Raw genomic sequence first — 12,148 nt, 5'->3', positions numbered from 1 at the left:
GTGCGGCGTCGCGGGCGGTTCAGGTCGGCGATTCCTTGCCGTCATCCCGCTGTCACATCGCTGTCTCCCACTCATTGGTTTACGGCTGACTAAGAACAAATACACAGCCGCATGCAGCAAAAAGGCGTTTCGGGGCGTCAACATGGAAAAGTCGAAAGTATTGCAAGCCAGCCGCGCCGCGCAAAGCACGCGAGCAGCGCTCAAGCCTGCGCGCATTGCGGACGCGCAACTCGATCATCTCGAGCACATGATCCGCTCGCTTGCAGTCGCGGGCAATCAGAAGGCGTTCGCCTGTCTCGATCGCGCCTACTGGAAAAGACGGCTCGCCGCACTCGGCGACGAAAGCGATCTCGTGTCCACGCAACGCGCTCGCGTACTGCGGCTGTTCGATCTTCTCGCACAGGATCACGCCGCCGGCCCCGACAAGGCCGCCGCGTAGTCATCCACTGAACACGCATGCGGAATGCAAAACGCAAAGAGGCATTCCGAATGCAAAACGAAAAATGCCAGTAATAACTGGCAAGCCGATTGCAAGGCCGGCCTGAGAGAGCACGATCGACGCGCGGTCGATTTTGACCGTCGCGTCGAAAAGTGCTATTACGACGGGGCTTCGCGTCCCGCGCATGGTTCGCCACGAACACGCGAGGTCATGCGCGGGACACGAAAGCTCCTCGTAATCGCATCGGCATTCAAAGCGATGCGCGTTAGCTCAAGGTCACCGTGAATCGCACAAGCCTGACTCCCTTGTCGGCCCACGACACTCAATTGCTGATCGCCTGCGCGCTCGGCCTCGCGATCATCATCGTGCTCAAGCTCGCGCCGTTCCTGTCCATTCTCGTGGGCACGCGACGCGGGCTTCTGGATGGTGCGCGAGTACTTCGGGCTCACGCTCAAGCGCACGGTCGCGGTGTGGTCCGTGTTGCAGACGATCGTCTCGGTGGTGGGACTCGTGCTGACGCTCGCGTTGTGGAGCGTGCTGAGGTAAAGACGTTCAGGCGTTCAGCCCGGCGCTTCCTCGCGCGCGAGATCGCCGATGGGCGCGGCGGGCGCATCGCCCTTTGCGCGCTCTAGCACGGCGAGCACTTCGCGCGCGGTGTTCTCCGAATGCTCGCGCAGGATCGCGGGCAAACCTTCGCGCGCGGGATTTTCGAGCGCGGCCAGAATGGCTTCGTGCTCGCTCGCCGATTCGGCCCAGCGCAGCGTGTCGGCATTCGCCGCGCCGCGCGCCCGATGCACCTTCGACATCAACGTCGAATAGACGCTCGCGAGCACGGGATTGTCGGCGGCATCGACGATCATCTGGTGGATCTGCTGATTCAGCTTGAAATACTCGACGCGCTTGCCGGCGTCGTGACATTCCACCATGCGCCGATGCTTCGCCGCGATCGCCGCGATTTGCGTATTGGTGATGCGCTGCTGCACCAGGCCACCCGCCATCGCTTCGAGTCCGTGAAGCAGCTCGAACGTGGCGGCGAGATCGTCGAGATCGATCTCCGCGACGCGATAACCGATGTACTGCCGGTGCGTCACGCGCCCCTCCGACACCAGCACCTTCAGCGCCTCGCGCAAGGGCGTCTTCGAGACATCGAACGCGCTGCTCAATTCTTTTTCGTCGATGCGCGCGCCGGGCGGCAACTCGCCCTCGTCGATCATGTCGCGCAGGCGCGCGGCGATCTCCGCGGCCATGCCGCGCGTGCGCAAAAGGAGGGGGCTTTTAGTGGTCTGGTTCATCGCAGTGCAAGCTTATCACGAACTTGGTGAAAACCCTGCACCGTCATCGTGCACTTTAAATTTCAATAAAACCAAGCGTTTACACTGTTTGTAATTATAAATTTCTAATCCTATACTCTGTTCAACGTTGCGCGACGTCACGAAAACATCCGCCTATCCAGGAGCCCGTACATGTCTTCAACATCCGGTGTTGCCGCATTGACGGTGGGCAAATCCACCGTTCGCTGGAAGATTTTCGTCGTCATGCTGAGCCTCATCGCGATCAACTACATCGACCGCGCGTCGCTGTCCGTCGCGATGCCGCTCATTTCCAAGGAGTTCGATATCGGCCCGGCGATGGAGGGGCTCATCCTTTCCTCCTTCTTCTGGACCTACGCGGTGATGCAGATTCCCGGCGGCATGCTCGCCGACCGCTTCAAGCCGCGCATCGTGATCGCATCCGCGACCGTGTTCTGGGGTTTCTTTCAGGCGATCGCGGCGGTCTGCACGAACGCGCCGAGTCTGCTGCTCACGCGTCTCGGACTCGGCGCATCGGAAGCGCCGATCTATCCGGCGGGCGGCAAGCTCAACGCGATCTGGATGACGCAGACCGAGCGCGGCCGCGGCGCGACGCTGCTCGACGGCGGCGCACCGCTCGGCGCGGCGCTGGGCGCGATTCTGATCACCGGACTCATCGCGACGCTCGGATCGTGGCGGCTCGCATTCGCGGTGGCCGGCGTCGGCACGGTGCTCGCGGGCGTCCTCGCCTGGTTTTATGTACGCAATACACCACGCGAGCATCCGGGCGTGAACGAACTCGAAGCGGCCTATATCGAGGAATCGCATGCCCGCGACGCCGCCGCCGAGCCGTCCACGCTCTCGGGCCGCACGCGCGATTTCTTCAAGTACCGCTCGGTGTGGTGCATGTTCTTCGGCTGGATGTGCTTCAACAGCGTGTTCTACGGCCTGCTCACGTGGATGCCCAATTACCTGCACATGGTCCACGGCTTCGACATCAAGCAGATGGGCGGCTCCAGCTTCATCATCTTTTTCAGCGGCTTCATCGGCGAACTGATCGGCGGTTGGATTGCCGACAAGTGGAAGGCCGCGGGCGGGCGTCCGAATGTCGTGATGCGCACGCTCTTCGGCATCGCGGCGGTCATCGCGACCGTGTCGATCTTCTCGGTGGCCTATGTGACGAATGCGGTCGCGGTCGTCGCCCTGCTTTCGACAACGCTCTTCTTCCTGCGCTGGTGCGGTCTTTACTGGTGCATTCCGTCGTCGCTCGGCACGCGCAACAAGATCGGCTTTCTCGGCGGCTTCATGAATCTCGGCGGCAATATCGGCGGCGTGGCGGTGCCGATCATCGTCGGCGCGATCGTGCAGTTCACGCACTCCTACTTCCTCGCGCTGATGTTCTTCGCGGCGGCCGGCATCGGCTTGCTCGTGTGCTCCAGCGCCATCGATTACGAAAAGAAGATTCCCGTCTGAACGGGATAGCAAGTTCACGCAGCAACGCTTCGCTCAATTCACACAAGAGACATCACGATGAAAAAACGCACTTTGCTCGGCATGCTCACGCCCTCGTCCAACACGTCGCTTGAACCGCTGACGAGCGCGATGGTTTCGAATCTGCCCGGCGTCTCCGCGCATTTCGCGCGCTTTCCGGTGACGGAGATTTCGCTCTCCGATCAGGCGCTCGGCCAGTTCGACGATTCGAAGATCCTGCAGGCGGCGCAATTGCTCGCCGACGCGAAAGTGGACGTGATCGCATGGAACGGCACGTCGTCGGGCTGGCTCGGCTTCGAGGCCGACGAGCGTCTGTGCCGCCGCATCACGGAAGCGACGGGCATTCCCGCGACCACCTCCGTGCTCGCGCTGAACGAAATCCTGAAGAAGACCGATGCGCGCGAATTCGGTCTCGTCACGCCCTATCTCGACGACGTGCAGGAGAAGATCATCGCGAACTATCGCAGCGTTGGATTGAACTGCATCGCTGAGCGGCATCTGAACCTGAAGGTCAACTTCTCGTTCTCGGAAGTTCAGCCCGATGAAATCCGCCGCATGGTGCGCGAGGTGGCGAAGGACAAGCCGCGCGCGATCTCGATCTTCTGCACCAACCTGAACGCCGCGCATCTCGTGCCCGAGCTCGAAGAAGAAACCGGCATTCCGATCTACGACACGATCACGACCGTCGTATGGAAATCGCTGCAGCTTGCGGACTACGACACGCGCAGCGTCAAGGGCTGGGGACGTCTCTTCAGCGAAGTCATCTAAGGGGACGAGCCATGTCGAACGAACTCGATTTCGTGATCCGTCACGCCGACGTCGTCACCGCGTCGGACCGGTTTTCGTGCGACATCGGCATTCGCGACGGCCGCGTGGCGATGCTCGGGCAAGGACTGCCCGACGCGCCGCGCGAACTCGATGCGAGCGGGATGCTGGTGTTGCCGGGGGGCGTCGACGGCCACTGTCATCTCGATCAGCCGATGCCCGACGGCCTGCGCATGGCCGACGACTTTCTCAGCGGCACGCGCTCCGCGTTATGCGGCGGCACGACCACGGTGATTCCGTTCGCCGCGCAGGCCAAGGGACAATCGCTGCAAGCAGCCGTCGACGACTATCACAGCCGCGCGGAAGGCCGCGCGCTGATCGACTACGGCTTCCATCTGATCGTCGCCGATCCGACGCCGCATGTGCTCGCGGAAGAGTTGCCGCGTCTGATCAGAAACGGCTATACGTCGTTCAAGGTCTACATGACCTACGACGATCTCAAGCTCGATGACCGTCAGATGCTGGACGTGCTCACGGTCGCACGCGAGCACGGCGCGCTCGTGATGGTGCATGCGGAGAACTCGGATTGCATCGGCTGGCTGACCGAACGTTTGCTAGGGAAAGGTCTGCATGCGCCGCACGCGCATGCGCTCGCGCGGCCCGCCGTGGTCGAACGCGAGGCGACGCATCGCGCGATCGCGTTCGCGGAACTGGTCGATGTGCCGATCCTGATCGTGCATGTTTCGGGCGCGGATGCCATCGAGCAGATTCGCTGGGGCCAGTCGCGCGGTTTGCCGATTCTCGCGGAGACGTGCCCGCAATACATGTACTTGACCGCCGACGATCTCGGTCACGGCGAATACGAAGGTGCGAAATGCGTATGCAGTCCGCCGCCGCGCGATCCCGCGAATCAGCAGGCGGTGTGGAAAGCGTTGCGCCAGGGCGTGTTTTCGCTCGTCTCTTCCGATCACGCGCCCTTCTCTTATGACGATCCGCAAGGCAAGAAACCGGGCGGCAAGGAAGTGTCGTTCGATCACATTCCGAACGGCATTCCCGGTCTCGAAACGCGCTTGCCGCTGCTGTTCAAGGGCGTGAAGGAAGGGCGCATCTCGCTGCACCGGTTCGTCGAACTCACGTCGCTCGCGCCCGCGAAGCTCTACGGGCTGTATCCGAGGAAAGGCACGATCGCGGTGGGCGCGGATGCGGACATCGTCGTGTGGGACCCGGAAAAGCGCGTGACCATCGCGAACGCGTCGCTGCATCACGCGGTCGATTACACGCCTTATGAAGGCATCGAAGTGACGGGATGGCCGCGTCATTGCTTCTCGCGTGGTGAACTGCTCGTCGAAGACGGCAGGCTTCTGAACGTGAAGAGCGGACGCGGACGCTTTCTGCCCGCCGGCAAACCCAATCTCGAATGAAGGTGCAAGCGATGAAGCTGCCTTTGTTGTCACTGACCGCGGCGATGTTCTGCATGACGGCGCACGCCGCGGAAAAAGATATGCCGAACGTCGTGCCGGAATCCGTCGGCGTCGATTCGGCGCCACTCGTGCGCATGTCGGAGTGGATACGCGCGGACAAGATGGATGTGCGCAGTCTCGTCATCGTGAAGGACGGCAAGATCGTGTTCGAGCGCTATGGCGACGGCCTCACGCGCGATAACAACTACGAGTTGTATTCGGTCACGAAGACGATCACGTCCTTGCTCGTCGGCGTGCTGGAAGGCGAAGGCAAGCTGAATCCATCGACGAAGGTCGCGCCGCTCATTGTGAAAGCGCGGCCCGATCTCGCCGCGCAACTCGCCGACAAGGAGAACATCGAGCTGCGTCATCTGATGTCGATGTCGAGCGGCCTCAGTTATCAGACGCGCGAAGGCACCGATCCGCTCTACTATGGCGCGCCGGATCGTCTGCGTGCCGCGGTGACGGCGAAAGCCGCGAAGACGCCGGGCACCGACTTCGATTACATCGACGTGAATCCGGTGCTCGTCGGCACCGCCGTGAGCGTCGCCGCACACGAGCGCGAGGATCGCTTCGCGCAGAAGAAGCTGTTCGAACCGCTCGGCATGTCGCATTACCGCTGGACCGGCGTCGATGAAACCGGCGCGGTCGCGGGCGGCTGGGGCTTGCGGCTGCGCGCCGTCGACATGGCGAAAATCGGCATGCTGATGCTCGACGGCGGCCGCTGGCAAGGCAGACAAGTCGTGCCGCGCACGTGGATCAAGCAGATGACGACGCCCTCGCCCGCCGCCGCCGATTACGGCTACTACTGCTGGATTCAGCATGTCGTGGAGAAAGGCCAGCCCGAATTCGGCGCGATGGGCTTCAAGGGGCAATTCATCACGGTGCTGCCGAAGCAACATGCTGTCGTGGTGATGACAAGCCTCTTGCCGACCGATGGCGGCTTGCGCGACGCCACGTATCTGAATCAATACCGCCGCATGGTGAACGACTTCATCCTGCCCGCGTTGACCCCGGCGGCGCGCCCCGTCGCGACGGCCGCGAAGACCGAAGCGCTGAAGGAAGAACTCGAACGCAGCAACAAGACGCAGGGCGTGCCCGGCACGGCGGCCGCATTCAACGACGCACCCGAGACCTGATCCATGACACTACGTTTGCTGCTCAAGTGCATCGCGCTGGCCATCGTCGCGATGTCGATCTCGAACGCTCATGCAGCCGCGCCGCTGCGTGAAGCGGGACTCACGCAGGCATCGCCGGAAGATGCGGGCGTCGATTCGCGCGAGCTCGTGCGTCTGTCGCAATGGATTCGCGAGCAGAAGCTCGATGTGTACAGCCTGCTCGTCGTGAAGGACGGCAAGCTGATTTTCGAGCGCTACGGCGCGGGTGCATCGCGCGATTCGAACTACGAGCTGTACTCGGTCACGAAGTCGGTGACGTCGATGGTCGCGGGCATGCTCATCGGCCAAGGCAAGATCAGTCTCGACGATTCCGTCGCGACGAAACTCGCCGCGTGGCGTCCCGACCTGCGCGCCGATTTCGCCGACAAGCGCAACGTCGAACTGAAGCACGTGCTCTCGATGTCGAGCGGCCTGCATTACGACTTCAAGCCGAAGGACGATCCGATCTACTACGCCGCGCCCGATCGGCTGAAGCTCGCGGCAGAAACGAACCCCAAGACCGCGCCCGGCTCCGAGTTCGAATACACCGACATCAACCCGATCCTCGCCGCCGCGATGCTGAGCGCCGCGGCGCACGAGCCAGTCGAACGCTACGCGCAGGCCAATCTCTTCGGACCGCTCGGCATGAAGCACGCGGTATGGGCGCGCGCGGACCGTTCGGGACTCGTGTCGGCGGGATGGGGCTTGCGTCTGCGCGCCGTCGACATGGCGAAGATCGGCATGCTCGTGCTCGATCATGGCCGCTGGCAAGGACGCCAGATCGTGCCGCAGACATGGATCACGCAGATGACATCGCCCGGCGTCGCGCCGTACTTCGGCTACTACTGGTGGATCAACAACATCGTGCAGAAGGAGCCGGAATTCGACGCGATGGGCTTCAAGGGGCAATGCATCACGGTGCTGCCCGAGCGCAATACGGTGATCGTGATGACGAGCGTCATGTCCGTCGATGGCGGCCTGCGCGATGCGAAGAACCTCCAGACGTTCCGGCACATGGTGAACGACTATGTGATTCCCGCACTCGACAATGCGCATCACGCGCAGCCATCGACGGAGCGCCGCGCGGCCTTGCAGCATGAACTCGCAATCAGCGCGCACACGAAGGGCGTGCCGGGCGCGCAGGTGGACCCGACCGATCTGCCCCGGCTCTGACGCTAACGCACGCCGAATTTCCAGACCGTGACTTCGTGATACTCGTCGCCGGGCCGAAGCTCGGTCGACGGGAACGCCGGACGATTCGGCGAATCCGGGAAATGCTCCGCTTCGAGCGCGAAGCCATCGGTCTGCCGGTACGCCGTGCCCGACGTGCCGATGGCGCTGCCATCGAGACCATTGCCCGTATAGAACTGCAGGCCCGGCTGCGTCGTGTAGACATCGAGCACGCGACCGCTCGACGGATCGTAAGCGCGCGCCGCGAAGCCCGGCTCGCCATTGCGCTGGCCGTTCCTGTTGAGCTTCCAGTTGTGATCGTAGCCGTGCGCATAACGCATCTGCTGATTCGACGAACGCAGTCGCGCGCCTATCGGCGTCAGCGCGCGCAAATCGAGCGGCGTGTTCTCGACGCTCGCTGTCTCGCCGGTTGGAATCGAATCGGCGCGCACCGGCGTATAGCTCGATGCCGCGATCATGACGAGTTGCCCTTCGACACCGCCGCTGCCCTCGCCCGCGAGATTGAAATAGCTATGGTTCGTGAGGTTCACGACAGTCGGCTTGTCCGTCTTCGCGCGATAGTCGATGCGCACTTCGTTGTCGTCCGTGAGCGTGTACGTCACATCGACGGTCAGCGTGCCGGGAAAGCCGTTCTCGCCATCGGGACTCACATAGCGCAGTTGCACGCCCGCGCCCTGCGCGCCCTGAAACGTCCTCACCACGGTCCACACTTTTTCGTCGAAACTGTGCGGGCCGCCGTGCAACGTGTTCGGCGGCTCGTTGACGGGCAGCTTGTAGCTGCGCCCGTCCAGTTCGAAACGTCCATCGGCGATGCGGTTCGCATAGCGCCCGATCAGACCGCCGAAGTGAATCTTGCCGTTGTACTTCTCGTAGTCGCCGAGCGACCCGAAGCCGAGCACGATGTCCGCGCGACGCCCGCGCCTGTCGGGCACATCGAGGCGCGTAACGATACCGCCGTATGTAATGCAGCTCATTGTTACGCCACGCGCATTGGAGAGCGTGTATTGCGCGACCGCTTGCCCTTGTTGCGTCGCGCCATAGGACGTGGAAGCGAGCGTCGCGGCGAGGCCATAGGGCGAGAACATCGCGCATGCAAGGGCGGCAAAACGGATGAGCGTTCGTTTGGTGTCCGGCATAAGCGACGTGAAAGAAAGTTCGTTCGATACGGCCCGGCATGGAGAACATCGCAGCGTCGGGCAGCATCGCTTATGCCTGACGCAGGCCGGGCACGCACCCTGCGAACCTTCATCGCTCATCCCATTCGATCGATGATGACGACAAGGAGCCTCTCATGAACGAACCAGCCGACCGTCCGACGCCGCCGAAGCAGACGCCCGAAGACCCGAACGTGGCGGATCGCCGTCTGTCCGACGAGCAAAAGCGTGCGATGACCAACGAGCCCGAAGCGCCGAAGCCCGCCGACGAAGGCAAGGAAGGCAAGCTGCCGAATCCGAAGGATGTCGGCGAAGCGGGTTAGCCGCCGCAGTTGCGCACGCCGTCTTTGCGCATGGCGGGGTTGGCGTGCGATTCCTTAGATGAATAGACATTTAGCACGTACAAATTACATACGAGGCACTCGCGCGATGCTAACCGTGACGCCGGCGCGCGGCGTTCCGGATTGCTTTTGTTGTATGGTATCCCTAAGCTATCGCAGCGTTCGATGCCGCGCCCGGCGACGCGTCTCGCCGGAATAAGGAAGCAAGACGCCCATGCACGATCCTGCTCATTTTCTGCCGTCGTTCGTGTGGCGCGCGACGCGAGACGGGGTGATCCAGTACGCCAATCCGTGGGCGTGCCGTTATCTCGGCATTCCCTTCCCGGAACTGGTCGGACGGCACTGGAATGCTTTTGTCCACGCCGACGACATTCCTCCGGTCCTCGACGCACTGCGGCAAATGCGCGACGGCACGCTGCTGCGCAACGCCGATGTGCGTCTTCTGCGTAACGACGGCGCATTCCGCTGGCACACGCTGCATCTTCAGGCGCGCCGCGACGAGGAAGGACAGATCAGCGATACGGTCGGCGTCGCGATCGACATCCATGAGTGCCGTCACGCCTGGGCGCTGTACGAAGCAAGCGAGCGGCGGCTTCAGGCCGCATTCGCCGGCGCGCGCATGGGCGCATGGGAATGGGACATGAAGACGCGCGTCGTGCGCATGACCGCGCAACTCGCCGCGCTCTACTCTTTTCCGCCCGGCACCGAATCGGTTCTGCTTGCGGAAGTGTGGGACCGCGTCGCTCCTGAATATCGCGAGCTGTTTCAGCGCGAACTGACCGAAGCGTTGCGTGAAGGCGGACCATTCGAGTTCGACTTCGTGCTCGATGGCGATAAGGGCCAGCGACGCTGGCTGCGCATGCGCGGACATCCCGAGTTCGACCGTCACGGCGTGCTCGCGCGCGTCTACGGCGTGAGCTTCGACATCAGCGCGCAACGTGCCGACGAGGAACGCCTGAGCCTTTCGGAACGCCGCTATCGCGCACTCGTCGAAACGACGGGCGCGCTCGTCTGGTCCGCCGATGCAAACGGCGAGATCCGGCCTTCGGGCGGCGAATGGGAGCAGTTCACGGGCACCTCGCCGGACGTGCTGTCGGGCTGGGGCTGGCTCGACTACATCCATCCGGACGATCGCGAACGCACGCATCAGGCGTGGCTCGAAGCATTGCGCGAAGGCGCCGCGCGCACGCTCACCTTTCGCATGTACCGGCGCGATGGCGTCTATCGCATGGTGCAGGCGCATGCCGCGCCGCTCTACGACGAGAAGGGCAACCTGCAGGAATGGTTCGGCACCACGACCGACGTCACGCCGCGCTATGAAGCGCAGGCCGCGATCGAAGCGCGCAGCTTGCGTCTCACGGTGGCGATGCAGGCCGCGAAGATCCATATCGCATCGCTCGAACTCGCGACGTGGACGCTCTTTCTCGAAACCGGCGGCGAGCGCCAGATCACCGAAACGCTCAGCTACGACGCGGCGCTCGCGCGCGTGCATCCCGACGACAGCGCGACGCTCGATCGCTATATGCGCAGCATCGCGGCGGGCGAAAACCCCGAAGGTCACTTCGAGTTTCGCGTGCGCAATCTGCACGGCGAACAATGGATGCAGGGCAGCGCGCTGCTTCAGCGCAGCAAGGACGGCGAGCCGCTTCGCATTATCGGCAGCGTAATCGATATCACCGAGCGCAAGCACATGGAGCTGATGCTGCGCGAGGCGGGACGCCGCAAGGACGAGTTTCTCGCGATGCTCGCGCATGAGCTGCGCAATCCGCTCGCGCCGTTGCGCACGGCGATCGCGCTGTTGCAGAAGGATCAGGATGGCGACGCGCATCTGCGCGATCTGATCGACCTGATGCGCAGGCAGGTCGAGCATATGACGCGCATCGTCGACGACCTGCTCGAAGTCTCGCGCATCACGCAGGGACGCATCGCGTTGCAACTCGAACCGATTCTTGTCGGCACGGCCGTGTATCACGCAGTCGAGGCGATCGCGGGCATGGTCGAGTCGCGCTCGCAGACCATTCATGTCGATGTGTCCGATGCCACCACCTGGGTCTGCGGCGATCCCACGCGGCTCTCGCAGATCCTCGTCAACGTGCTCAACAACGCGAGCAAGTACACGCCCGAGCAAGGCCGCATCACCGTGAGCGTGCAGGCGGATGACGGATGGGTATCGATCATCATCGCCGATACGGGCACCGGCATTTCCGCCGACCTTCTGCCGAAAGTGTTCGAACTGTTCTCGCAAGGCGAGCGCACGCTCGACCGTTCGAACGGCGGGCTCGGCATCGGGCTGTCGCTCGTCAAGAAGCTCGTCGAGATGCATAAAGGCACGATCACCGTGCAAAGCCCCGGACCGGGTCTGGGCACGACCGTCACGGTGCGGCTGCCGCGTTTGCATCATCACGAAAGGCATTCGGCGCTCGCGCTCTCGGAGACGAGCATGCGCGAGACGCGCGCGGCGCTGCGCATTCTCGTCGTCGACGATAATCGCGATGCCGCCGACTCTCTCGCGATGCTGTGCGAATCGGAGGGACATGTCGCGCGTGTCGCGTATTCGTCGGCGGAAGCGTTGGAAGCCGCGCCGAAGCTGCAACCCGATGTGGCGCTGCTCGATATCGGCCTGCCCGACATCGACGGCTATGAGCTCGCGCGACGCCTGCGCCGCAAGGGCGACACGACGCCTTTGCTGATCGCGATCACGGGTTATGGACAGGCGGAAGACCGCTTGCGCGCGCAATCGGCGGGATTCGATTATCACTTCGTGAAGCCGGTGAATGTCGAGAGCCTGCTGAAGCTGCTGTTGTCGCTGACCGTCACGCGTTGAAGAGCGCCGCTCTACAATGGGCGTTCGATCAACGCCT

10 protein-coding genes and 1 pseudogene are annotated in these 12,148 nt (G+C 62.9%); 9 read left to right on the top strand and 2 right to left on the bottom strand.

The window, feature by feature from the left end:
* Nucleotides 1-142: 142 nt before the first annotated feature.
* Both PQR08_RS03485 and PQR08_RS03480 read left to right on the top strand, forming a co-directional pair.
* Nucleotides 143-439, top strand: coding sequence for a hypothetical protein (locus PQR08_RS03485; protein WP_238211323.1), 297 nt, complete (start codon nucleotides 143-145; stop codon nucleotides 437-439).
* A 393-nt stretch (nucleotides 440-832) separates the two neighbouring features.
* Nucleotides 833-985: pseudogene (locus PQR08_RS03480) on the top strand (GntT/GntP/DsdX family permease); the annotation flags it as partial.
* 14 nt (nucleotides 986-999) lie between these two features.
* Here the strand turns inward: PQR08_RS03480 and PQR08_RS03475 are convergent.
* Nucleotides 1,000-1,731 (bottom strand): GntR family transcriptional regulator, encoded by a 732-nt coding sequence (locus tag PQR08_RS03475; protein ID WP_250485404.1) that lies wholly within the window; start codon nucleotides 1,729-1,731, stop codon nucleotides 1,000-1,002.
* Nucleotides 1,732-1,902: 171 nt separating this feature from the next.
* Here PQR08_RS03475 and PQR08_RS03470 point away from each other — a divergent pair, with 171 nt between their 5' ends.
* Genes PQR08_RS03470 through PQR08_RS03450 form a run of 5 tightly spaced genes read left to right on the top strand, consistent with a single transcriptional unit; the run spans nucleotide 1,903 to nucleotide 7,774 of the window.
* The gene (locus PQR08_RS03470) at nucleotides 1,903-3,201 is read left to right on the top strand and encodes an MFS transporter (RefSeq protein ID WP_035499683.1); all 1,299 of its coding nucleotides are present in this window, start codon (nucleotides 1,903-1,905) and stop codon (nucleotides 3,199-3,201) included.
* A gap of 57 nt (nucleotides 3,202-3,258) precedes the next feature.
* Nucleotides 3,259-3,987, top strand: coding sequence for a maleate cis-trans isomerase family protein (locus PQR08_RS03465; protein ID WP_187604159.1), 729 nt, complete (start codon nucleotides 3,259-3,261; stop codon nucleotides 3,985-3,987).
* A gap of 11 nt (nucleotides 3,988-3,998) precedes the next feature.
* Entirely contained in the window at nucleotides 3,999-5,405 is a 1,407-nt protein-coding gene (gene hydA, locus PQR08_RS03460) for a dihydropyrimidinase (protein WP_187604158.1), read from the top strand.
* A gap of 11 nt (nucleotides 5,406-5,416) precedes the next feature.
* Entirely contained in the window at nucleotides 5,417-6,583 is a 1,167-nt protein-coding gene (locus tag PQR08_RS03455; protein WP_250485405.1) for a serine hydrolase domain-containing protein, read from the top strand.
* Nucleotides 6,584-6,586: 3 nt separating this feature from the next.
* Entirely contained in the window at nucleotides 6,587-7,774 is a 1,188-nt protein-coding gene (locus PQR08_RS03450; protein ID WP_250485406.1) for a serine hydrolase domain-containing protein, read from the top strand.
* Nucleotides 7,775-7,776: 2 nt separating this feature from the next.
* Here the strand turns inward: PQR08_RS03450 and PQR08_RS03445 are convergent, their stop codons facing one another.
* Nucleotides 7,777-8,877, bottom strand: coding sequence for an aldose epimerase family protein (locus PQR08_RS03445; protein ID WP_408161049.1), 1,101 nt, complete (start codon nucleotides 8,875-8,877; stop codon nucleotides 7,777-7,779).
* Between the two features lie 206 nt (nucleotides 8,878-9,083).
* On the opposite strand from PQR08_RS03445, the gene PQR08_RS03440 reads away from it, so the two are divergent.
* Together PQR08_RS03440 and PQR08_RS03435 are read left to right on the top strand one after the other, a co-directional pair.
* Nucleotides 9,084-9,269: a hypothetical protein gene (locus tag PQR08_RS03440; protein ID WP_238211314.1), complete on the top strand. Its 186-nt coding sequence runs from the start codon at nucleotides 9,084-9,086 to the stop codon at nucleotides 9,267-9,269.
* 232 nt (nucleotides 9,270-9,501) lie between these two features.
* Nucleotides 9,502-12,111, top strand: coding sequence for a PAS domain-containing hybrid sensor histidine kinase/response regulator (locus PQR08_RS03435; RefSeq protein ID WP_250485408.1), 2,610 nt, complete (start codon nucleotides 9,502-9,504; stop codon nucleotides 12,109-12,111).
* The last annotated feature ends 37 nt before the right edge of the window (nucleotides 12,112-12,148 follow it).

It is taken from the genome of Caballeronia jiangsuensis (assembly GCF_046030135.1).
Classification (GTDB): Bacteria; Pseudomonadota; Gammaproteobacteria; order Burkholderiales; family Burkholderiaceae; genus Caballeronia; species Caballeronia jiangsuensis.
The sequence above is the reverse complement of the archived record's forward strand: the minus strand, read 5'-3'. Positions and strand labels throughout refer to the sequence as shown.